Annotated in this window: 22 protein-coding genes; 15 read left to right on the top strand and 7 right to left on the bottom strand. The window is 72.9% G+C overall.

All coding sequences use genetic code 11. The features are described from left to right. Positions 1-36: 36 nt before the first annotated feature. Positions 37-747: a TetR/AcrR family transcriptional regulator gene (locus tag ACZ7L0_RS32820; protein ID WP_471246165.1), complete on the top strand. Its 711-nt coding sequence runs from the start codon at positions 37-39 to the stop codon at positions 745-747. A gap of 5 nt (positions 748-752) precedes the next feature. Here ACZ7L0_RS32820 and ACZ7L0_RS32815 read toward each other — a convergent pair whose 3' ends face one another. From ACZ7L0_RS32815 to hmgA, 3 genes are read right to left on the bottom strand one after another with little or no spacing between them, the layout of a single operon-like run. Continuing rightward, on the bottom strand, positions 753-1,913 hold the full coding sequence (locus ACZ7L0_RS32815; RefSeq protein ID WP_471246164.1) for a type ISP restriction/modification enzyme: 1,161 nt from the start codon (positions 1,911-1,913) through the stop codon (positions 753-755). Positions 1,914-1,938: 25 nt separating this feature from the next. Then, complete coding sequence (locus ACZ7L0_RS32810; protein WP_471246163.1) at positions 1,939-2,688, bottom strand: GntR family transcriptional regulator; 750 nt, start codon at positions 2,686-2,688, stop codon at positions 1,939-1,941. 28 nt (positions 2,689-2,716) lie between these two features. Further along, positions 2,717-4,066, bottom strand: coding sequence for a homogentisate 1,2-dioxygenase (gene hmgA / locus ACZ7L0_RS32805; protein ID WP_471246162.1), 1,350 nt, complete (start codon positions 4,064-4,066; stop codon positions 2,717-2,719). A 153-nt stretch (positions 4,067-4,219) separates the two neighbouring features. Here hmgA and ACZ7L0_RS32800 point away from each other — a divergent pair, with 153 nt between their 5' ends. From ACZ7L0_RS32800 to ACZ7L0_RS32755, 10 genes are all read left to right on the top strand, one after another. After that, positions 4,220-4,765, top strand: coding sequence for a hypothetical protein (locus ACZ7L0_RS32800; protein ID WP_471246161.1), 546 nt, complete (start codon positions 4,220-4,222; stop codon positions 4,763-4,765). A 64-nt stretch (positions 4,766-4,829) separates the two neighbouring features. After that, positions 4,830-5,447: a TetR/AcrR family transcriptional regulator gene (locus ACZ7L0_RS32795; RefSeq protein ID WP_471246160.1), complete on the top strand. Its 618-nt coding sequence runs from the start codon at positions 4,830-4,832 to the stop codon at positions 5,445-5,447. 165 nt (positions 5,448-5,612) lie between these two features. After that, entirely contained in the window at positions 5,613-7,862 is a 2,250-nt protein-coding gene (locus ACZ7L0_RS32790; RefSeq protein WP_471246159.1) for a molybdopterin oxidoreductase family protein, read from the top strand. Positions 7,863-7,995: 133 nt separating this feature from the next. Then, entirely contained in the window at positions 7,996-9,399 is a 1,404-nt protein-coding gene (locus ACZ7L0_RS32785; protein ID WP_471246158.1) for a CitMHS family transporter, read from the top strand. An 18-nt stretch (positions 9,400-9,417) separates the two neighbouring features. Then, a complete protein-coding gene (locus ACZ7L0_RS32780; protein ID WP_471246157.1) occupies positions 9,418-10,662 on the top strand; it encodes an MFS transporter in 1,245 nt (414 codons plus the stop codon). A gap of 102 nt (positions 10,663-10,764) precedes the next feature. Beyond that, positions 10,765-11,502: a hypothetical protein gene (locus ACZ7L0_RS32775; RefSeq protein ID WP_471246156.1), complete on the top strand. Its 738-nt coding sequence runs from the start codon at positions 10,765-10,767 to the stop codon at positions 11,500-11,502. Then, positions 11,489-12,145 carry a class F sortase gene (locus tag ACZ7L0_RS32770; protein WP_471246155.1) on the top strand — a complete coding sequence of 219 codons (657 nt, stop codon included), beginning with the start codon at positions 11,489-11,491 and terminating at the stop codon, positions 12,143-12,145. The genes ACZ7L0_RS32775 and ACZ7L0_RS32770 overlap by 14 nt, the downstream gene beginning before the upstream one ends. 442 nt (positions 12,146-12,587) lie before the next feature. Continuing rightward, entirely contained in the window at positions 12,588-13,928 is a 1,341-nt protein-coding gene (locus ACZ7L0_RS32765; RefSeq protein WP_471246154.1) for an ABC transporter ATP-binding protein, read from the top strand. A gap of 102 nt (positions 13,929-14,030) precedes the next feature. Continuing rightward, on the top strand, positions 14,031-15,419 hold the full coding sequence (locus ACZ7L0_RS32760; protein ID WP_471246153.1) for an aldehyde dehydrogenase family protein: 1,389 nt from the start codon (positions 14,031-14,033) through the stop codon (positions 15,417-15,419). 14 nt (positions 15,420-15,433) lie between these two features. After that, the gene (locus tag ACZ7L0_RS32755) at positions 15,434-16,516 is read left to right on the top strand and encodes a Zn-dependent alcohol dehydrogenase (protein ID WP_471246152.1); all 1,083 of its coding nucleotides are present in this window, start codon (positions 15,434-15,436) and stop codon (positions 16,514-16,516) included. Between the two features lie 18 nt (positions 16,517-16,534). Here the strand turns inward: ACZ7L0_RS32755 and ACZ7L0_RS32750 are convergent, their stop codons facing one another. The 3 genes from ACZ7L0_RS32750 to ACZ7L0_RS32740 all read right to left on the bottom strand — a co-directional run bounded on the left by ACZ7L0_RS32750 (position 16,535) and on the right by ACZ7L0_RS32740 (position 19,049). Continuing rightward, entirely contained in the window at positions 16,535-17,473 is a 939-nt protein-coding gene (locus ACZ7L0_RS32750) for a DMT family transporter (protein WP_471246246.1), read from the bottom strand. A gap of 179 nt (positions 17,474-17,652) precedes the next feature. After that, positions 17,653-18,360 carry an ArsR/SmtB family transcription factor gene (locus ACZ7L0_RS32745; protein ID WP_471246151.1) on the bottom strand — a complete coding sequence of 236 codons (708 nt, stop codon included), beginning with the start codon at positions 18,358-18,360 and terminating at the stop codon, positions 17,653-17,655. 47 nt (positions 18,361-18,407) lie between these two features. Continuing rightward, on the bottom strand, positions 18,408-19,049 hold the full coding sequence (locus ACZ7L0_RS32740) for a TetR/AcrR family transcriptional regulator (protein ID WP_471246150.1): 642 nt from the start codon (positions 19,047-19,049) through the stop codon (positions 18,408-18,410). Positions 19,050-19,127: 78 nt separating this feature from the next. On the opposite strand from ACZ7L0_RS32740, the gene ACZ7L0_RS32735 reads away from it, so the two are divergent. The 3 genes from ACZ7L0_RS32735 to ACZ7L0_RS32725 all read left to right on the top strand — a co-directional run bounded on the left by ACZ7L0_RS32735 (position 19,128) and on the right by ACZ7L0_RS32725 (position 21,286). Beyond that, on the top strand, positions 19,128-20,279 hold the full coding sequence (locus ACZ7L0_RS32735; RefSeq protein ID WP_471246245.1) for an acyl-CoA dehydrogenase family protein: 1,152 nt from the start codon (positions 19,128-19,130) through the stop codon (positions 20,277-20,279). A 60-nt stretch (positions 20,280-20,339) separates the two neighbouring features. Beyond that, a complete protein-coding gene (locus ACZ7L0_RS32730; RefSeq protein ID WP_471246149.1) occupies positions 20,340-20,555 on the top strand; it encodes a YiaA/YiaB family inner membrane protein in 216 nt (71 codons plus the stop codon). Between the two features lie 86 nt (positions 20,556-20,641). Next, entirely contained in the window at positions 20,642-21,286 is a 645-nt protein-coding gene (locus ACZ7L0_RS32725; protein ID WP_471246148.1) for a TetR/AcrR family transcriptional regulator, read from the top strand. On the opposite strand, the gene ACZ7L0_RS32720 is transcribed toward ACZ7L0_RS32725, so the two are convergent. Continuing rightward, positions 21,277-21,738 (bottom strand): MaoC family dehydratase, encoded by a 462-nt coding sequence (locus ACZ7L0_RS32720; RefSeq protein ID WP_471246147.1) that lies wholly within the window; start codon positions 21,736-21,738, stop codon positions 21,277-21,279. The two genes, ACZ7L0_RS32725 and ACZ7L0_RS32720, sit on opposite strands and share 10 nt — an antisense overlap. A 118-nt stretch (positions 21,739-21,856) precedes the next feature. Here ACZ7L0_RS32720 and soxR point away from each other — a divergent pair, with 118 nt between their 5' ends. Next, positions 21,857-22,321, top strand: coding sequence for a redox-sensitive transcriptional activator SoxR (gene soxR, locus ACZ7L0_RS32715; protein ID WP_471246146.1), 465 nt, complete (start codon positions 21,857-21,859; stop codon positions 22,319-22,321). The last annotated feature ends 59 nt before the right edge of the window (positions 22,322-22,380 follow it).

The following is a 22,380-nucleotide window of genomic DNA, read 5'->3' as shown; positions in this document are numbered from 1 at the left end:
GTGTACGTAACTACGATGGGGGCGAGGTGATGATCGATGGCAGGCCGAGGGGCCGTACCCGAAGTGATCTGGGCGCGCCCCGAGCGCACCGGACGGGGTCCGAGACCGGCGTTCACCCGCGCCGACGTCGCGGCCGCCGCCGTACGGATCGCCGACGACCGGGGGCTGGACGCGGTGTCGATGCGGCACGTCGCGGCGGAGCTGGGCTGCGGCACGATGTCGCTGTACAACTACGTCCCCCGTAAGGAGGACCTGTACGAGCTGATGGTGGACGCGGTCAGCGCGGAGCACGTCCCGTGGGAGCCGACCGGGGACTGGCGGGCGGACATGCTCCGGGTGGCGCACGACACGCGCTCACTGATGCACCGCCACCCGTGGATGCCCCGGCTGATGTCACCGGTGTACGGCTTCAGTCCGCACGCCCTGCGGTATCTGGAGCACTGTCTGACCTGTCTGGATCCGCTGGAGGCGTCCTACGGCACGAAGCTGGAGCTGGTGGCGATGCTCAACGGTGTCGTGACGACGTACGTCCGCAGCGAACTCGACACCGCCGAGCGGGTTCGCGGGCTGCCCTGGTCCGAGGAGCAGGAGAACGCGGTCCGCATCGCCTATCTCGGCACCCGGATCGCCTCCGGCGCCTATCCGAGGATGGCCGCGGCGTTCATGGAGGATCCGGGGCCGATCGACATGGAGGCGGTCTTCCAACGGGCGCTGGAACGGGTGCTGGACGCGTTCACGCCGCGCTGACCTCGCTAGATGAGCGCGAACTGGCCCTCCGGGCCCTCCTCGTGGTGGTCCAGGACGGAGGCGGGGCGGTGGGACCACTCGGGGGCCGGGAGTACGCCCGCCGTGCGGAGGTCGGTGGCCGTGATGGGAGCGGCCGGCTCCAGTCCGGCGCGCCGCGGCTCCAGTTCCGCCAGCAGGGCGAGCACCGTGATCAGTTCCAGCAGCTCCGACGTCCAGGGCTGCGGCCAGCCGGGCGGGCGGATCGCGGACAGGGTGCCCGGCTCCGCGGGTGCGGTGCGGGTGGCGAACCACTGTTCCAGGACGCGGGTTCCGGACACCTCGAAGTCCCAGGCCTGCGGGGGTACCGGGGAGATGCGGCCCTCGTCGAGCAGGAGGGTCTCCTCGTCGCGGTCGTAGTGGAGGGTGAGGGGGCGGGAGGGAAGCGGCGCGCGGACGTAGGGGCGGCGACCACCGGGCAGCTTCGGGCGTTCGCCGTCCCGGCGCATCAGCCAGAGCATGCGGTGGCCCAGCCGGACGCCCTCCGACCAGAGTCCGGCGTCCTCGGTGAGCGGGACGGTGAGGTCCGGGCGGGCCGTGGCCAGGATCCAGGCGAGGACGTCCGGCGGGGACGGGCGCAGCCCGAGACGGGTGCCCAGGAGTTCCGGCAGGCCGGGCGTCAGGTTGGGTTCCGTGGCTCCGGGGCGGCGGTACAGCGGGCGGATGCGGCCGGGGCGGAGCAGGGGGATGTGGGAGGTCGCGAGCAGGGGCGGGCCCGTGGTGCCACCGGCCGTCTCCACCGTGAAGACCTGGTGGGCGTCGGCCACCCGCCACAGCTCGGGGCGGGCCGTGTCGAGCAGGCGGTGGTCGGGGATCAGCCACTGCTCGTCGAACGGCGCCGCCAGCACACGTACCGGCTCCGCGCACGGGCCCGAGGCGCGCAGCAGCCGCTCCGTGCCGCTGGACTGCCCGGGCAACTGACCCACCGCCGACTGCGCCGTCCGCGCGCGCGTCGGCTCGAACAGGGCCTCCCGGTCGGGGCCCTCCGCCTTCAGCAGGGCGTCCCAGCGGGCCCGCAGAGAGGTCGGGTCGGGCGCCGTCGGCCAGGCGCGGCCCGGCCGCGGCGGTGCGACGGACCACGGCATGAGGTCCGCCAGCAGCGGAGCGTCGTCGTGCGTCACGCGGGGCATCGTAACGGCCTGCCGGGGCCCTGGGTCAGGTGGCGTCGAGGCTGACGGTGAAGGAGAAGCGGTCGCCGCGGTAGTGGATGACCGCCACGTCCAGCACCCGGCCCGCGCCGTCGTACGTCACACCCGTGTAGTGCAGTATCGGGCTGAGCAGCGGCACCTGGAGCAGCCGCGCGGTCTCCGGGTCGGCCAGCCGCGCCTCCACCGTGTCCGTGATGCGGCTGATGTCCGCCCCGACCGCGTCCCGCAGCACCTTGGTCATCGGCCAGCGGACCAGGTCCTCCGGGTCGATGCGGCGGGCCAGTTCGGGGCGGACGTAGTTGTGCGCGTGGTTGGTGGGCTCGCCGGACTTCTCGTCGCCGCGCAGCCGGTGGTACGTCGCCACCTCCGCCAGATCCGGGAAGTGCTCGGCGAGTTCGGCCGGCACCGGCACGCGGCCGTGGGCCAGCAGCTCGGTCGTCATACCGGACTGCTGGGCCACGATCGCGTCCACCGAGCCCAGCAGCCGCACCGGGGCGCCCCGCCGGACGTCCGGCTCGATGAACGTGCCGCGCCTGCGGTGCCGGGAGATCAGCCCCTCGTCCTCCAGCTCCTTCAGCGCCTGCCGCATGGTCAGCACGCTCACCCCGTAGTGCTCCGCCAGCCGCTCCTCGGTGGGCAGGCGCAGCGGGTCCCGGGGCGAGCGGCCGAGGATGGAGGCGCGCAGCGACTGCGACACCTGGTACCACAGCGGCAGCTTGCGGTTCAGGACGATGGAGTCCGGGGCGAAGGAGGTCACGGGGCTATCCGTACCGGTCGGGAACGGTTCAGTGCAACGGACGGAAGTGCCGCTCCAGGCCCTCCCACACGAGGTCGTACCCCTGCTGCAGATGGTCGGCGTCCGCCGCGTGCGAGGTGAGCGTCACCGGCCAGCGTGTCTCGAACATGAACGCCAGCCCGTCGTCCACCTTCTGCGGCCCGAGCTCGGCCGCGCTCGCCCGGTCGAAGGTCTCCCGGTCCGGCCCGTGCGCCGACATCATGTTGTGCAGCGAGCCGCCGCCCGGCACGAAACCGCCCTCTCCGGCCGTCTTCGCGTCGTACGCGCCCTCGATGAGCCCCATGTACTCGCTCATCACGTTCCGGTGGAAGTACGGCGGGCGGAAGGTGTCCTCGCCCACCAGCCAGCGCGGCGCGAAGACCACGAAGTCGACACCCGCGAGACCGGGGGTGTCCGAGGGCGAGGTCAGCACCGTGAAGATGGACGGGTCGGGGTGGTCGTACGAGATGGTGCCGAGCACATTGAAGCGGCGCAGGTCGTATACGTACGGCACATGGTTGCCGTGCCAGGCGACCACGTCGAGCGGCGAGTGGTCGTACGTCGCCCGCCAGAGGTTGCCGCAGAACTTGTTCACCACCTCCACCGGCCCCTCGACGTCCTCGTACGCGGCGACCGGCGCCCGGAAGTCCCGGGCGTTGGCCAGCCCGTTGGCGCCGATGGGGCCGAGGTCGGGGAGGCGGAACGGTGCCCCGTAGTTCTCGCACACATAACCCCGTGCGGTCGGGCTCTGCCCGCCGTCCGGCGCGGTGTCCAGCAGCTCCACACGGAAGCGCACCCCACGCGGCACCAGCGCCACATGTCCCGGCTCCACATGCAGCAGCCCGAACTCCGTGCGCAGCAGCAGCCCGCCGCGCTCGGGCACGATCAGCAGCTCCCCGTCGGCGTCGCTGAAGACGCGGTCCATCGAGGAGTTGGCGTGATACAGGTGCACGGCCATGCCGGTGCGCTGGGTCGCGTCGCCGTTGCCGCCCAGGGTCCACAGGCCTGCCAGGAAGTCCGTCCCGGCCGGCGGCTCGGGCAGCGGGTTCCAGCGCAGCCGGTTCGGGTCCGGCACGGTCTCGTGGAAGGGCGCCGTGCGAAGGGCGCCGTTGCCGGTGCGGGTGAACGCCGGGTGCGCGGCCGAGGGGCGGACGCGGTACAGCCAGGAGCGCCGGTTGTACGCCCTGGGCTCGGTGAACGCCGCGCCGCTGAGCTGTTCCGCGTACAGACCGAGCGGCGCGCGCTGCGGTGAGTTGCGGCCCTCGGGCAGGGCGCCGGGCACCGCCTCCGAGGCGTGCTCGTTGCCGAATCCGGAGAGATAGGCCAGTCCCTCCGCGGTCTTCCGCGCGTCCCCGCTCATGATCGCTCCCTTGCGAACCCGATTCCTATGTATCACCGTAGGATTGCGTTTTCTCGGGCGCAAGAGGGACGGCCCTCCCGCGTCGGTCGTAGGGCCGGAAACCAGACTTCAGGTGGATCCGGGCGGTCGGACCGGTGTTCTACAGTCCCCGCCATGTCGTGGACGCGCGGAGTGCTCGCCGCGCTGGTCGTCTCAGTGCCGCTGCTGCTCGGGCCGGCGGGCTGCGGAACCGGCGACGCGCACGAGCGGAAGGAAGGGGAGTCGCCCTCACCGGTGGGCCGGCTCCTCGACGAGACGGACCGGGAAGGGCGGTACTACCGTGAGGTCGGCCAGAACGGGGCACCCCACGTCGGCATCGAGGTGACGCCCGACGCCGGCGGCGGCTGGGACGTACGGCTGACCGTCCGCGACTTCCGCTTCTCGGCGCCCGGCACCAAGGCGGAGGCGGTCCCCGGGCGGGGCCTGGCCTACCTCTTCGTGGACGGCGACCAGATCACCCGGCTGCGCACCCGCGAGTACCGTCTCGCCGCCCGCCTCGTCCCGCACGGCACCCACCACGTCACCGCCCGGCTGTACGCCGACGACGGGACGGTGTGGGCGGTCCGCGGCAGACCGGTGGAGAGCACCGCCGACATCACGGCGTCCGGGGCGGAGACGGAGCCCGCCCGGACACCGGCGCCGGTCACGACGGCGAGATGAGTGCATCGGCCATCCGTCTCCGTACTGGGGGGTGTGGTTCACCGGACCCCGGCGGAAAGGCATCATGAAACCCGTGCCCCATGCGACCTCGCTCCGCCGCGCGCCCGTGCAGAGGCGCAGCGCCGAACGGCTGACCAGGATCCTCGACGCCTGCGCCGACCTCCTCGACGAGGTCGGCTACGACGCCCTGAGCACCCGGGCCGTGGCGCTGCGCGCCGGCGTGCCCATCGGCTCGGTCTACCGCTTCTTCGGCAACAAGCGGCAGATGGCCGACGCGCTCGCGCAGCGCAACTTGGAGCGGTACTCGGAGCGTGTCACCGAGCGCCTGAAGGGTGCCGATCCGGGCGACTGGCGGGCGGCCATGGACGCCGTCCTGGACGAGTACCTGGCCATGAAGCGCACCGCGCCCGGCTTCTCCCTGGTCGACTTCGGCAACCAGATACCGGTCGGCGCCCGGCACGCCGAGCCCAACCACCGGGTCGCCGACCGTCTCACCGACCTGCTCTCCGGCTTCCTCTCCCGCGAGCCCGACGAAGATCTCCGCCGCACCTTCCTGGTCGCCGTCGAGGCCTCCGACACCCTGGTCCACCTCGCCTTCCGCGTGGACCCGGACGGCGACGAGGCGATCATCGCGGAGACACGGGAGCTGCTCCGGGCCTATCTGGCGCGGGTATTGGACTGAGGCCCTGTGGCTTGGGCCGGCCGGGGTCCTTCCGGGCGGGCGGTGCCCGGGCGGCCCGCTCCCGGGCGGCTCCTCCGGCAGAGGCCTCCCCTTTGGGCATACCGGTCGGTATGCTCGGGCCTCAGTCGAGGCGTCAGCGCCGCCGCCACCCCACCGGGAGGACCCGTGTCCCGCACCGCCCTGCGAATCTGCCCCCTGTGCGAGGCCACCTGCGGGCTCACGCTCACCATCGAAGGCACCCGGGTCACCGGCGCCCGGGGGGATCGCGACGACGTGTTCAGCAAGGGGTTCATCTGCCCCAAGGGTGCCTCCTTCGGGGCCGTCGACGGCGACCCCGACCGGCTGCGCACCCCGCTGGTCCGCCGGGACGGCGAGCTGCGCGAGGCCACCTGGGAGGAGGCCTTCGACGCCGTCGCCGCGGGTCTCGGACCGGTCGTCGAGCGGTACGGGCCGGACTCCGTCGGCGTGGTCCTCGGCAACCCCAACGTGCACACCATGGCCGGCGCCCTCTACCCGCCGGTCCTGCTCGCCGCGCTGCGCACCCGCAGCCTGTTCACCGCCTCCACGGTCGACCAGATGCCCAAGCACGTCTCCAGCGGGCTGCTGTTCGGGGACGCCAACGCCATCCCCGTACCGGACCTCGACCACACCGACCACCTGCTGCTGATAGGCGCCAACCCCCTGGAGTCCAACGGGAGTCTGTGCACCGCCCCCGACTTCCCCGGCAAGCTCAAGGCCCTCAAGGCGCGCGGCGGCACACTCACCGTCATCGACCCGCGCCGCACCCGCACCGCCAAGCTCGCCGACCGGCACATCGCGATCCGCCCCGGCACCGACGCCCTACTGCTCGCCGCCATGGCCCACGTCCTGTTCGAGGAGGGCCTCGTCGACCTCGGGGACCTCGCGCCCCATGTCCAGGCAGTGCCCGAACTCCGCGACGCGGTCGGTGACTTCACCCCCGAAGCCGTCGCCGGCGCCTGCGACGTGGAAGCCGCCGAGATCCGTACCCTCGCCCGCGAACTCGCCGCCGCCCCCACCGCCGCCGTCTACGGCCGCATCGGCAGCTGCACCGTCCCGCACGGCACCCTCGCGAGCTGGCTCGTGGACGTCCTCAACATCCTCACCGGCAACCTCGACCGCCCCGGCGGCGCCCTCTTCCCGCAGGCGGCGACGGACAAGACGCCCCGCCCCGCCGGACCGGGGCGCGGTTTCGCGCTCGGACGCTGGCACTCCCGGGTGCGCCGGCACCCCGAGGCGAAGGGGGAGTTGCCGCTCTCCGCGCTCGCCGAGGAGATCGACACCGCCACCGACGAGGGCGAGCCGATCCGCGCGCTGATCGCCGTCGCCGCCAACCCCGTACTCTCCGCCCCCGACGGCGACCGCCTCGACAAGGCCCTGGACTCCCTGGACTTCATGGTCAGCGTCGACCCGTACCTGAACGAGACCGCACGCCACGCCCACGTCGTACTGCCCCCGCCCCCGCCCTCCCAGAGCCCGCACCACGACTTCGCCTTCAACACCCTCGCCGTACGCAACCAGGTCCGCTACACCCGCCCCGCCGTCCCCCTGGAGCCCGGCCGGATGGCCGAGACCGAGATCCTGGCCCGGCTGATCCTCGCCGCGACCGGCATGCACGGCGCCGACCCGTCGGCCGTCGACGCCATGGTGATCGACCAGACCCTCGGCAAGGCCGTCCAGGACCCGCACTCCCCGGTGCACGGACGCGACCCCGGGGAACTCGCCGCACAGCTCACCGGCGACAACGGCCCCGAGCGGCGGCTGGACATGATGCTGCGCCTCGGCCCCTACGGCGACGGCTTCGGCACACGGCCGGACGGGCTGAGCCTGGCCACCCTCCTCGACCACCCGCACGGCATCGACCTCGGACCCCTGAGCCCGCGCCTGCCGCAGCCCCTGAAGACCCCGAGCGGCAAGGTCGAGCTGCTGCCCCCGCCGATCGCCGCCGACCTGCCGCGCCTGCGCGAGGCCCTGCGCGAGCGCGCCGACGGGCTCGTCCTGGTGGGCCGCCGCCATCTGCGCTCCAACAACAGCTGGATGCACAACGTGCCCGCCCTCACCGGCGGCACCAACCGCTGCACCCTGCACATCCACCCCGAGGACGCCGAACGCCTCGGGGTGCGCGACGGGGCGGCGGTGCGCGTCAGGGGCGCCGGGGGAGAGGTGACCGCCCCGGCCGAGGTCACGGACGGCGTGCGGCCGGGCGTGGTGAGCCTGCCGCACGGCTGGGGTCACGACCGGCCCGGCACCCGCCTCAGCCACGCCACCACCGACCCCGGCGTCAACGTCAACCAGCTGCTCGACGGAAGCCTGCTCGACCCGCTGTCGGGCAACGCGGTCCTCAACGGGGTCCCCGTGGACGTCGCCGTGACCGAAAATCTCAGCCCGGTGACCTGAGCAAAGCCGTGACCTGGAGTTTTGCGCTTATTGCTCGCACGTCAACGTCTTGTTAACGCCGTTTGAACGGACCTAACGTCATCGCACCGCCTGCCCGGTGGGATGTTCAAGGGCGAACGTTAGGTATCCACTCATGCTGACCATCCTCGGCTTCGCCATGATCGCGACCTTCCTGGTCCTGATCATGCTGAAGAAGATGTCGCCGATCGCGGCGCTCGTGCAGATTCCCGCGCTGTTCTGCGTGTTCGTCGGCAAGGGCGCCAAGCTCGGCGACTACGTCATCGACGGCGTCACCAGCCTCGCCCCCACCGCGGCGATGCTCATGTTCGCGATCGTCTACTTCGGTGTGATGATCGACGTCGGCCTCTTCGACCCGATCGTCCGGGGCATCCTGAAGTTCTGCAAGGCCGACCCGCTGCGGATCGTCGTCGGCACCGCCGTCCTCGCCGCGATCGTGTCGCTGGACGGCGACGGCTCGACCACCTTCATGATCACCGTCTCGGCGATGTACCCGCTGTACAAGCGCCTGAAGATGAGCCTGGTCGTGATGACCGGCGTGGCCGCCATGGCGAACGGTGTGATGAACACGCTGCCCTGGGGCGGCCCGACCGCCCGCGCCGCCACCGCGCTGAAGCTCGACGCCAGCGACATCTTCGTGCCGATGATCCCGGCCCTCGCCGTGGGCCTGCTGTTCGTCTTCGCGCTCTCGTACGTCCTCGGCCGCCGCGAGCGCAAGCGGCTCGGCGTGCTGACGCTGGACGAGGTGCTGGTGGAGGAGAAGGAGACCGAGACGGTCCTCGTGGGCGCCGGTTCCGGCACCGGCAAGGGCGCCGCCCGCCCCGCGGGCTCGGCAGGCGCCGACGTTCCGCCGGCCGGGGACGAGCCCGAGGACGGCCTGCAGGGCCTCGACCCGAACCGGCCCACCCTGCGCCCCAAGCTGTACTGGTTCAACGCGCTGCTCACGGTCGTCCTGCTCACCGCCATGATCATGGAGTGGCTGCCGATCCCGGTGCTGTTCCTGCTCGGCGCGGCCCTCGCGCTGACCGTCAACTTCCCGCACATGCCCGACCAGAAGGCCCGCCTCGGCGCGCACGCCGAGAACGTCCTGAACGTCTCCGGCATGGTCTTCGCCGCCGCCGTCTTCACCGGCGTCCTTCAGGGCACCGGCATGGTCGACCACATGGCCGAGTGGCTGGTCGCCAACGTCCCCGACGGCATGGGCCCGCACATGGCCTTCGTCACCGGCGTGCTGAGCATCCCGCTCACGTACTTCATGTCGAACGACGGCTTCTACTTCGGCATCCTCCCCGTGCTCGCCGAGGCCGGCCACGCGCACGGCGTCTCCTCCCTGGAGATCGCCCGCGCCTCCCTCGTCGGCCAGCCGCTGCACATGTCGAGCCCGCTCGTCCCGGCCGTGTACGTCCTGGTGGGCATGGCCAAGGTCGAGTTCGGCGACCACACGAAGTTCGTGGTCAAGTGGGCGGCGCTCACCTCGCTGGTGGTGCTCGGCGCCGGAATCCTGTTCGGCATCATCTGACCCTCCAGGAGGAAGTCCATGGGGCCCGCTGGGAACCGCGGCTGGCTGTTCCGCCTCGTCATCGCCTTCGGCTTCGCGCAGGGGGCGGTGTCGATGGCCCGGCCCGCCGTCTCCTACCGGGCCCTCGCGCTGGGCGCGGACGAGCGGGCGGTCGGTGTGATCGCGGGCGTGTACGCGCTGCTGCCGCTCTTCGCCGCCGTACCCCTGGGCCGCCGCACCGACCACGGCCGCTGCGCGCCCCTGCTGCCGGTCGGTGTGGTCCTGATATCGGGCGGCTGCGTGCTCAGCGGCACCGTCGGCTCCCTCTGGGCGATGGCCCTGTGGAGCGGCGTGATGGGCCTCGGTCACCTGTGCTTCGTGATCGGCGCCCAGTCGCTGGTGGCCCGGCAGTCCGCCCCGCACGAACAGGACCGCAACTTCGGCCACTTCACCATCGGAGCCTCGCTCGGCCAGTTGATCGGCCCCGTCGCGGCGGGCGCGCTGATCGGCGGCCCCGACCGGGCGGCCTCCAGCGCGCTGGCCCTAGTGGTGGCGGGCGCGGGAGCGGCGGTCGCCTTCACGTCGCTGTGGCGCATCGAGGACCGTACGGCAGTCAAGTCCCGTACGGCGCAGGCGGACCGCGTCCCCGTCGGCCGCATCCTGCGCGCCCGGGGCGTGCCCGCGGGCATGCTCGTCAGCCTCTCCGTGCTGTCGGCCACCGACATCCTCACCGCCTACCTTCCGGTGGTCGGCGAGCACCGGGGCATCGCGCCGTCCGTGGTCGGCGTCCTGCTCAGCCTGCGCGCCGGGGCCACCATCGCGTGCCGTCTGGTCCTCACCCCGCTGCTGCGCCTGCTCGGCCGGTCCCTGCTGTTGACCGTGACCTGTCTGCCGGCGGCCGTGCTGTGCGCGGGCGTCGCGCTGCCGGTGCCGGTGTGGGCACTCGGTCTGATGCTCACCGCCCTCGGCTTCTGCCTCGGCGTCGGCCAGCCGCTGTCCATGACGACGGTCGTCCAGGCCGCCCCCGGCGAGGCCCGCTCGACGGCCCTCGCCCTGCGCCTGACCGGCAACCGCCTCGGCCAGGTCGCCGCGCCCGCCGCCGCGGGACTGGTCGCCGGGGTGGCGGGGGTGGCCGCGCCGTTCGTGATGCTGGGGGCGCTGCTGTTGCTCTCGGCGGGTGCTGCCGTGCGGGCGCCGGGGGGTCCGGAGCGGGTTTCCGGGGTGGAGCGCGCCGCGCACGAGCGCCGTGGCGGGGCCGCGTTGCGCCGGTCGGGCGACAGCTGACGGCGCGTCGGGTGTCGCTGCCCGGGGACCGGGAGGGGTTGTGAAAGAGAGTCAGGTGAAAGGCCGATTTGTATGAAAATCGTCTGACTCGGAGGAGCGCGCATGCCCACCTTGACACTCCCACCTGCCGTCGGCGCCCGCCTCGGCGCCACGGCCCTCACCGTCCTCACCGCGGCCGGGGCCACCTGGCTGGCGACGCCGACCGCTGTGGCCGCAGGGGAAGCCGGCGACATCCGGATCCACCGGGTGGGGGTGGCCTACGGCGACTCGGAGGACGACCCCGTCGTCTGCCGGTTCTACCTCGACGCCGTCAACTTCGACTCCCTGGCGAGCGTCGACTACACCATCCAGGCCCAGCCGCCGCTGCCCAACAGCGCCACGGTGACCGGCACCATCGCGTTCGGCCCCGGCTCCGGTGCGGGGCACACCGACCCGATGGGGCTGGCCGACGGGCAGTACCGGCTTTCCTGGCTCGCGGGCACCACACCCAGGGAGAAGATCTTCCGCGTCGACTGCCACGGCAAGCAGGACCACAGGCAGGAGGGGCATCAGGGGGACCCGGGCCGCATCGAGGACCACGGCCATGACGCCGGGGCCGCCGGGCCCGGCGGTGACGGCCCGAGAGGCGGTTCCCTCACGTCCGGCGAGAGCGGGCGGGGCGATGCCGTCGGGTCCGGTGGCGACAGCCCGAGGGGCGGCGTGCACGCCGGTGGCGGTGGCATCGCCGACACGGCCCAGGCGTACACCCCGTTGACCGCGGCCGCGGCCGTGGGGCTGGTCGTGGTCAGCGGAGCCGTGTACCTCCGGCTCATCCGCCGGCGCCCCCATGGTGCCGCGTAGGCGCGGACGCAGACGCAGGCCCTGGCACCGCAGGCGTGCCTATCGCCTCGTCAGGACGGCCGTGCTCGTGACCGTCCTGGTGGCGGTGGGTTCCCGGTGCGGCGGGGACGACGAGCCGGCGGGGGCGGACGGGCGGGCCGCACAGGCCCGCCCCGCGCCCCCGCCCCGGCCGCTGCCCCGCTCCCCGGCGACCTCCCTGCGGGTTCCCTCCCTGGAGGTCGACGCGCCGGTCACCGGGGTACGGCTCGGCTCCGGCCGGCAACTGGAGACACCGCCGATCGACAATCCCCGACTCGTCGGCTGGTACCAGGACGGGCCCTCCCCGGGCGAGTCGGGCACGGCCGTCGCCGTCGGCCACCGCGACACCAGGACCGGCCCCGCGGTCTTCGCCGCCCTCGCGCAGGTGCCCGTCGGCAGCCACATCGAGGCCAGTCGCGCCGATGGCCGCACCGCCGTCTACACCGTGGACCGCGTCCGCGTCTTCGACAAGGCCAACTTCCCCGACAAGGAGGTGTACGGCCCGAGCCGACGCCCCGAACTACGCGTCCTCACCTGCGGCGGCCTCTTCGACCGCCGAACCGGATACACCAGCAACGTCGTCGTCTTCGCCCACCTGACCGCCACCCGGGCCTCCGGCCAGTGACAGTCGGCACGTTACGGAACCGGCACGGGGCACGCGTGCCGCTGCTTGACCACGGCGGCGCCGAGCCCCACTGTCGGCAGTGCGCGGCGCCTGCCCACGCCGACGGGCGTGCCGTCCTGTTCGCCGCAGTCGTGGGCAGGCGGTCGCAGGTGTCGGGTGCTGCTCGGTGGCAGGCGTCCCGCACTGCTCGCCGGTCGGGGTGTCACGCCCTGCTCGCCGCAGCCGTCCGGCGGAGGGCGCGCGGGAGTTGCCCCCGTCTGCTTGCCGCAGGCGGTCCGTACCGCCCCCCCGGGGGTGGGCGCCGAGCTCAACTCGTGTGCAGGCGGGCCGGGTTCGATTTCGGCTGTTGTCTTCCCCAGGCCGCGTACATTCCGTTAACTTCCGTGACTCACAGCCCCGTACGACCCGCACGAGGCTTCGGACCGGCCCCGGGGGCTGCTGCATGACACGCGCCATCTCTCTGCAGGACGTGAGCAAGGCCTACGCGCGAGGGGCGCGCGTGGTGGACCGGCTGTCGCTTCACATCGCGCCGGGGGAGTTCCTCGTGCTGCTCGGACCGTCCGGCTGCGGCAAGTCCACCGTGCTGAGGATGATCGCCGGGCTGGAGGAGATAGACGAGGGCGAACTGCTCCTGGACGGCGAGTACGCCAACGACCTCGCCCCGTCGGACCGGGACATCGCGATGGTCTTCCAGAACTTCGCGCTCTACCCGAACATGACCAGCCGGGACAACATCGGCTTCCCGCTGCGTATCGAGACCCCCGGCACGGACCCCCGTACCCGCGTGGACGCCACCGCCCGCATGCTCGGCATCGAGGACCTCCTGGACCGCTTCCCCAGCCAGCTCTCCGGCGGCGAACGCCAGCGGGTCGCCATGGGAAGGGCCATCGCCCGCCACCCCTCCGCCTTCCTGATGGACGAGCCCCTCTCCAACCTCGACGCCAAGCTGCGCAATCATCTGCGCGCCGAAATATCCCAGCTCACCCGCGAGTTGGGCGTCACCACGGTGTACGTCACGCACGACCAGGCCGAGGCCATGTCACTCGGCGACCGGGTCGCCGTGCTGCGCGGCGGTCTGCTCCAGCAGGTCGGCACCCCGCGCGAGGTGTACGCACTGCCCCGCAACGTCTTCGTCGCCGCCTTCATCGGCACGCCCCGCATCAACCTGTTACGCGGCCTCGTCCGCGCCCCGCTGGACGGCGCGATGACCATCAGCATGGGCAAGCAGGCCCTGCCCCTGCCCGAGCCCCTCTGCCTGGACCACCGTCTGCTCCGCGTGCAGCAGGGCCGGGAGGTGATCGTCGGGCTGCGCTCGGAGGCGGTCCGTATCGCCAAGCACAGCGCCGCCCGCCCCGGAGAGGTGCCGATCACCGGGCTGGTCCGGCATGTGGAGTTCCAGGGGCACGAGATGCTGGTCCACTTCGACACCGGCTCCCGGCCCGCCCTCGTGCCGGACCTGGAGGCCCCGCGCCCGGCCGCCCGCCCCGCGCGCCGCCGCCGCCGGGTGGGCCCAGGCGTCCTGGACCGGTTGAGGGAGCGGGCGGGCTCGCTGCGCGCCGGCCCGGTGGTGGTTCTGGAGCACCCGGCCGACGCGGACCCGGACCCCGCGCCGCCGGAGGGCCGCATGCCCGGCGACCTGGTCGTGCGCACCACCCCCGACCTCCGGCTCCGCCACGGTATGCAGATCCCCCTCCTCGTCGACCTCGCCCACCTCTTCGTCTTCGACCAGGACGGTGACCGCATCTGCCCCTCCCCGGCCCGGCTGCCGGACCTGGAAGAGTAGGGCCGCGAGGGGCATGCTGGCGCGCGAAAACTATCGCCGCTAGTTTGTGAGCCGGACGGCGGCTCACGAGCCGGACGACACGCCCCGCCGGGAGGAAGCACCATGAAGCCACACGACGGCCTGTACATCGACGGCGCCTGGCGCCCCGCCGCGGGCCGCGACCTGATCGAGGTGGTGAACCCGGCCGACGAGCAGGTCATCGGCCAGGTCCCGGCCGGCACCGCCGAGGACGTCGACACCGCCGTACGGGCCGCCCGCGCCGCCCTCCCGGCCTGGGCCGCGACGCCCCCGGCCGAGCGGGCCGCCCGGCTGGCCGCGCTCCGGGACGTGCTGGTGGCCCGCCGGGAGGAGATCGCCGAGACGGTCACCGCCGAGCTGGGCGCACCCCTGAAGCTGTCCCAGACCGTGCATGCCGCCGTGCCGATCGCGGTCGCGGGTTCGTACGCCGACCTGGCCGCCACCCACGCCTTCGAGGAGAAGGTGGGCAACTCGGTCGTCCACCACGAACCGATCGGCGTGGTCGGCGCGATCACCCCGTGGAACTACCCCCTGCACCAGATCGTCGCCAAGGTCGCCCCGGCGCTGGCCGCGGGCTGCACGGTCGTCCTGAAGCCCGCCGAGGACACCCCGCTCACCGCCCAGCTCTTCGCGGAGGCAGTGCACGAGTCGGGTGTGCCCGCCGGGGTCTTCAACCTCGTCACCGGTCTCGGCCCGGTCGCCGGCCAGGCCCTCGCCGAGCACCCGGACGTCGACCTCGTCTCCTTCACCGGATCCACCGCCGTCGGCAAGCGGATCGGCGCGGTGGCCGGCGGCGCCCTGAAGAAGGTCGCCCTGGAACTCGGTGGCAAGTCCGCCAACGTGATCCTGCCGAGCGCCGACCTCGCCAAGGCGGTCAACGTCGGCGTCGCCAACGTGATGTCCAACTCCGGCCAGACGTGCAGCGCCTGGACGCGCATGCTGGTGCACACCGACCGGTACGACGAGGCCCTGGAGCTGGCCTCGGCCGCCGCCGCCAAGTACGGCGACCGCATCGGCCCGGTGGTCAACGCCAGGCAGCGCGACCGGGTGCGCGGGTACATCGAGAAGGGCCTCGCCGAGGGCGCCCGCCTGGTGGCCGGCGGCCCAGAGTCCCCGCGCGAGCGCGGCTACTACGTCAGCCCCACCGTCTTCGCGGACGTCACCCCGGAGATGACCATCGCGCAGGAGGAGATCTTCGGCCCGGTCCTCACCGTCCTGAGGTACGAGGACGAGGAGGACGCCCTGCGCATCGCCAACGGCACGGTCTACGGCCTCGCCGGTGCCGTCTGGGCGGGCGAGGAGGCGGAGGCGGTGGCCTTCGCCCGCCGCCTGGACACCGGCCAGGTCGACATCAACGGCGGTCGGTTCAACCCCCTCGCGCCCTTCGGCGGCTACAAGCACTCCGGGGTCGGCCGCGAACTCGGCGCGCACGGACTCACCGAGTACCTCCAGACCAAGTCCCTCCAGTTCTAAGGAAGCCGCGAGCCATGGCCGTACGAGCCGCCGTCCTGCCCGCCATCGGCGCACCCCTGGAGATCACCGGCATCGAGCTCCCGGACCCGGGCCCCGGGCAGGTCCGCGTCCGCCTCGCCGCCGCCGGGGTCTGCCACTCCGATCTGTCCCTGTCGAACGGCACCATGCGCGTACCGGTCCCGGCGGTCCTCGGCCACGAGGGCGCGGGCACGGTCGTCGCCGTGGGGGAGGGCGTCGCCCACGTGGCCCCCGGCGCCGCCGTGGTCCTCAACTGGGCACCGTCCTGCGGCACTTGCCATGCCTGCACGCTGGGCGAGGTCTGGCTGTGCGCCAACGCCCTGGGCGGCGCCGCCGACGTCCACGCCCGTACCGTCGACGGCACCGACCTCCACCCCGGCCTGAACGTCGCCGCGTTCGCCGAGGAGACGGTGGTCTCCGCGTCCTGCGTGCTGCCCCTGCCGGACGGCGTCCCGCTCACCGACGCGGCCCTGCTCGGCTGCGCCGTCCTCACCGGCTACGGCGCCGTCCACCACTCGGCGCGGGTCCAGCCGGGCGAGACCGTCGCGGTGTTCGGGGCGGGCGGGGTCGGCCTCGCCACCCTCCAGGCCGCCCGGATCGCCGGGGCCACGCGGATCATCGCCGTGGACGTCTCCCCCCAGAAGGAGGAACTGGCGCGCGGCGCGGGCGCCACCGACTACGTCCTCGCCTCCGAGAACACCCCCCGCGAGATCCGCGCGCTCACCGGCAAGCAGGGCGTCGACGTCTCCGTGGAGTGCGTGGGCCGCGCGGTCAGCATCCGCGCCGCCTGGGAGTCCACCCGCCGGGGCGGCCGTACGACGGTGGTCGGCATCGGCGGCAAGGACCAGCAGGTCACCTTCAACGCCCTGGAGATCTTCCACTGGGGCCGCACCCTGTCCGGCTGCGTCTACGGCAACTCCGACCCGGCCCGCGACCTGCCCGTGCTCGCCGACCACGTACGGGCCGGACGTCTGGACCTCGGCGCGCTGGTCACCGAGCGGATCGCCCTCGACGGCATCCCGGCCGCCTTCGAGAACATGCTGGCGGGCAAGGGGGGTCGGGCGCTGGTGGTGTTCTGAGGCCCGGGACAGCGAGGCTCAGGACACCCGCTCGGGTCGCGGCTCCGGCTCGGGAGCCGCGACCCGGGCCGCCCGCGCCCGGGACACCGCCACACCGGCCAGGCACAGCACCCCGCCCACCAGCGTCAGCGGCCCGGGCACCTCGCCGAGGGCCAGCCATGACATCAGCACCACCAGCGCGGGCACGGCGTAGGTGGTCGCGCCCATCCGGCTGGCGGTCGTACGGGCGAGGGCGTACGCCCAGGTCGTGCAGGCGACCGCGGTCGGGAAGACGCCCAGGTAGACCATGTTGAGGGTGGCCGAGAGCGGGGCGTCGGCCGCCTCGTGCACCATTTGCCCGGCGAACGGCAGACAGACCACGGCCCCGACCAGGCACCCCCAGGTCGTCACCTGCAGCGCGCTCGCCCCGGCCAGGGCGGGCTTCTGGGCGACCACCCCGGAGGCGTACGTGATCGCCGCGAGCAGACACAGCGCCACCCCGAGCAGCGAGGCACCGCCCCCGCCCGACATCGACAGCCCCACGGTCACCGCGCCCGCGAACGACACCGCCATCCCCGCCAGCAGCCGCGGCGGCATCGGATCGCCGAGCAGCCGCGCCCCGAGCAGGGCGATCAGCAGCGGCCCGACGTTCACCACCAGGGCGGCCGTGCCCGCGTCGACCTGCTGCTCGCCCCAGTTCAGGACCACCATGTAGCAGCCGAACCAGAGCAGCCCGGATATCCCGATCCCGCGCCAGGCCGACCTCGGCGGCCACCCCTCCCGCCGTACGAGACAGATCACCCCCAGCGCCAGCGCCCCGGCCAGCAGCCGCCCGAGCGCCAGCGCGCCCGGCGAGTACTCCGCCCCCGCGACTCGGATCGACACGAAGGCGGAGGACCACAGCACGACGGTGACGGCGGCGGCACCGGCGGCGAGCGCCTCGGGGCGAAGGGCGGCCCGGGACGGGGAGGTCTTCATCATGCTCCTGAGGCTGGTTACGGGCAGGGTGAGGGGCTGGCGGAAACCGAACGGAGTGCGGGGCCGCTCGGACGTGGGCGAGTTCACCTACCGAGGGGCGCGGGGAACTGCGCGACCGGCCCCCACGCACCCGCACCCGGCACACCACGCGGCCTCCCACCCGATGACCTCCGACATGGCTAGCACAGTGCCGCCGCCGGGATGCCCAGCAGCGTGGACAGCGCCCGCTCGCCCGACGGAGTCACCTTCACCGCGCGCTCCGAGCCGATGCGCACGCACCAGCCCGTGTCCAGGGCGTGCCGGCACAGGGCCGCGCCGGCCACGCCCGCGAGGTGGGGGCGGCGCTCGGTCCAGTCGAGGCACGCGCGGGCCAGCGGGCGGCGGCCCGCGCGCTGCAGTGCGATGCCGGCCGAGCCGAACCACTCCAGCCCGGCGTCCGTGAGGGCGAACCCGGTGTCCTGCCGCAGCAGTCCGCGCTCGGTGAGCGCGTCCGTGACCGCGATGCCGAGCCGCCCGGCGAGATGGTCGTAGCAGGTGCGGCCCCGGGCCATCGCGGACCCGGCGCCGGCCTCCCGCAGGGTGCGCGGGCGCCGGGCGGCGGGCGCGACCTGGGCGGCCAGATCCTCCACCAGCTGCGCGACCCGGGCGTCGGCCAGCCGGACGTACCGGTGCCGCCCCTGCCGCTCCTCGGTGAGCAGTCCGCCCGCGACCAGCTTGCCCAGGTGCTCGCTCAGCGTCGACGCGGCGACCCCGGCGTGCCGGGCCAGCTCACCGGCCGTCCAGGCCCGCCCGTCCAGCAGCGCCAGCAGGCAGGCGGCCCGGGTCTCGTCGGCGATCAGCCCGGCCAGCGCGGCGAGGCCGGGGGCCTGGGGGTCCTTCGTGGTCATGCGGTCCAGCATGCGGCACGGACACTTCGGTCGCCGCCGAAGTGTCGCTAACCTGCCCGGCCGACCTGCTCGTACTGCTGCGTCAGCCCGTCCAGCAGCGCGCCGAGCCCCGTCTCGAAGGCCCGCTCGTCGATCTTCTCCTGCTGGTCGGCGAGCAGATGGGCCTGGCCGAGGTGGGGATAGTCCGCGGGGTCGTACGCGCTCACGTCGTCCACGAAGCCCCCGGCGAAGGAACCGAGCGCGGAGCCCATGATGAAGTACCGCATCAGCGCGCCGATGGAGGTCGCCTGCGCGGGTGGCCAGCCCGCGTCGACCATCGCGCCGTAGACGGCGTCGGCGAGGCGCAGCGCGGCCGGGCGGCGGCCCGGGCCGCGGGCGAGGACCGGGACGATGTTCGGGTGGTCGCGCAGGGCGGCCCGGTAGGAGACGGCCCAGTCGTGCAGGGCGGTCCGCCAGTCCCGGCCGTCCTCGAACATCGACAGGTCGACCTGCGCGCTCACCGAGTCGGCGACCGCCTCCAGGATCTCGTCCTTCGTGCGGAAGTGGTTGTAGAGGGAGGGCCCGCTCACCCCGAGCTCGGCGGCGAGCCGGCGGGTGGAGACGGCCGCCAGGCCTTCCGCGTCCACCAGTTCCCGGGCCGTCGCGACGATCCGGTCGGTGCTGAGGAGGGGCTTGCGCGGTCGGGCCATGGCGCACATAGTAGGGCTGCGGCTGGAAACTAGCAGTGCTAATTTAAATGTACGGTTTTCAAGTGGGGTGATCTCGTGGTGTACCTGGGGCTCAGCGAGGAGCAGACCGCGATCCGGCAGCTCGCCCGGGACTTCGTGGAACGCGAGATCGCCCCCCACGTGATCGCCTGGGACCGCGCCGAGGAGGTCGACCGGGGCATCGTGAAGAAGCTCGGCGAGGTCGGCTTCCTCGGGCTGACCGTCGACGAGGAGTACGGCGGCTGTGGCGGCGACCACCTGGCGTACTGCCTGGTCACCGAGGAGCTGGGCCGTGGCGACTCGTCCGTGCGCGGGATCGTCTCCGTCTCGCTCGGCCTGGTCGCCAAGTCGGTCGCCGCCTGGGGGAGCGAGGAGCAGAAGCGGCGCTGGCTGCCGGGGCTCACCTCCGGCGAGTACGTCGGCTGCTTCGGCCTGACCGAGCCGGGCACCGGGTCGGACGCGGGCAACCTCGCCACCCGCGCGGTCCGCGACGGGGACGACTACGTCGTCAACGGCACCAAGATGTTCATCACGAACGGCACCTGGGCCGATGTCGTCCTGCTCTTCGCCCGCTCCACGGACGCCCCCGGCCACAAGGGCGTCTCCGCCTTCCTCGTGCCCACCGACATCCCCGGCCTCACCCGCCGCCCCGTCCACGGCAAGCTCGGCCTGCGCGGCCAGGCCACCGCCGAACTGGTCCTGGAGGACGTGCGGATCCCCGCCACCGCGCTGCTGGGCGAGGAGGGCAAGGGCTTCTCCGTCGCCATGTCCGCGCTCGCCAAGGGCCGGATGTCGGTCGCGGCGGGCTGCGTCGGCATCGCCCAGGCCGCGCTCGACGCCGCGGTCCGGTACGCCGGGGAGCGCGAGCAGTTCGGCAGGAGCATCGCCCACCACCAGCTCGTCCAGGAACTGCTCAGCGACATCGCCGTCGACGTGGACGCCGCCCGGCTGCTGACCTGGCGGGTCGCCGACCTGGTCGACCGCGGGCTGCCCTTCGCCGTGGAGTCCTCCAAGGCCAAGCTCTTCGCCTCCGAGGCGGCCGTCCGCGCCGCGAACAACGCCCTGCAGGTCTTCGGCGGCTACGGCTACATCGACGAGTACCCGGCGGGCAAACTGCTGCGCGACGCCCGCGTGATGACCCTCTACGAGGGCACCAGCCAGATACAGAAGCTGCTCATCGGGCGGGCGCTGACCGGGATTTCGGCGTTCTGAGTACCTGACTGAGTACCTGGGCGGATGTGGCGCGGGCCACGTCCGCGGAAGCTTGTCCCCATGAATGACATCCCGGTCAAGCAGCAGAACACGGCCGCCTTCTACGGCCAGGCCGTCGCCTCCTTCGCCGTCGCCATGGCGGCGACCGCCATCGGCATCTTCCGGCTGAACGCCGACGCCTGGGTGCGCGGTTTCCTCGGTATCGCCGTCCTCTACCTCGTCACCTCCGCCTTCACCCTCGCCAAGGTGATCCGGGACCGCCAGGAGGCCGGGTAGGTACGAGGCTGTGAGCGGGCGGTCTAAGCGCTCGCTCAGCTTCGGCGGTATGGTGGAGCTCCGGTACCGAGAGGGGCGAACGAGCGATGAGTACGGCGGAGGAGACGACCGGCGGCGAGATCGAGCCGTGGGAAGAGGTCACCCCTGACGCGGCCCGGCGACTGCTCGTCGCCGCCGTGGAGGCCTTCGCCGAGCGCGGCTACCACGCGACGACGACCCGCGACATCGCGGGCCGCGCCGGCATGAGCCCGGCCGCGCTCTACATCCACTACAAGACCAAGGAAGAGCTGCTCCACCGGATCAGCCGGATCGGCCACGACAGGGCCCTGGCCATCCTGCGTGCGGCGGCCGGCGGCGAGGGCACCGCCACCGAGCGGCTCGCCGACGCGGTGAGCTCCTTCGTCCGCTGGCACGCCGGCCGGCGGACCACCGCCCGGGTCGTGCAGTACGAACTCGACGCGCTCGGCCCGGACGCCCGCGCCGAGATCCTCGACCTGCGCCGGCAGGTCGACGCGGAGGTACGCGGAATCGTCGAGGACGGCGTGGCGTCCGGCGAGTTCCAGGTGCTGGACGTGCACGGCACCACCCTCGCGGTGCTGTCCCTGTGCATCGACGTCGCCCGCTGGTTCAACGTGGACGGTCCCCGCACGCCCGAGGAGGTCGGCGCCCTGTACGCCGACCTCGTGCTGCGGATGGTCGGGGCGAAGCAGGACCAGCCCGGTCAGAGGTAGTAGCGGGCCACCGACTCCGCGACGCAGACCGGCTTGTCGCCGCCCTCGCGCTCCACGGTGAAGGCCACGGTGACCTGGACGCCGCCCGTGACGTCCTCCACGCCGGTGATCTTCGCGGTGGCGCGCACGCGGGAGCCGGCCGGGACGGGGGAGGGGAAGCGGACCTTGTTCGTCCCGTAGTTGACGCCCATCTTCACGCCCTCGACCCGGATCAGCTGGGGCCCGAAGAGCGGCAGCAGCGACAGGGTCAGATAGCCGTGCGCGATGGTCGTCCCGAACGGGCCCGCGGCGGCCTTCTCCGGGTCGATGTGGATCCACTGGTGGTCGCCGGTGGCCTCGGCGAAGAGGTCGATCCGCTTTTGGTCGACCTCCAGCCAGTCGGTGTGGCCCAGCTGCTCGCCCACGGCCGCCCTCAGCTCGTCGGGGGAGGTGAAGATCCTCGGTTCTGCCATGTCCAGGGCCTCTCGCGTGACGGAGTCGGTCGTATGCCTAAGCGACTGCTTAGCATGGTCGGTGGCGGATCCGATGTCAACGACACGGGAGGGGGAGGGGGTGGGTAGGCTCGGAGGGGTGCCCCAGATCCCCGAGAAGATCCACGAGCTGACCGTCGGCCAGTTGTCCGCGCGCAGCGGCGCCTCCGTCTCCGCCCTGCACTTCTACGAGTCCAAGGGCCTCATCAGCAGCAGGCGCACCTCCGGCAACCAGCGCCGCTACGCCCGCGACGCACTGCGCCGGGTCGCCTTCGTCCGCGCCGCCCAGCGCGTCGGCATCCCGCTGGCCACGATCCGCGAGGCCCTCGCCGAACTCCCCGAGGAGCGGACCCCGACCCGCGAGGACTGGGCCCGCCTCTCCGAGGCCTGGCGCTCCGAACTCGACGAGCGCATCAAGCAGCTGAACCGTCTGCGCGACCACCTCACCGACTGCATCGGCTGCGGCTGCCTCTCCTTCAGCGCGTGCGTGCTGTCCAACCCGGACGACGCGTTCGGTGAACGGCGTTCCGGGTCCCGGCTGTTGGTGGACTCTCCCCCGCGCTGACGCGGGCGGGTGCTGGGGGCCGCCGCCCCCAGACCCTCGCCGGCCGACGCGGAGCGGCG

This window comes from Streptomyces sp. NPDC039424 (genome assembly GCF_055639495.1).
This window is presented reverse-complemented; position numbering and strand designations above follow the sequence as displayed.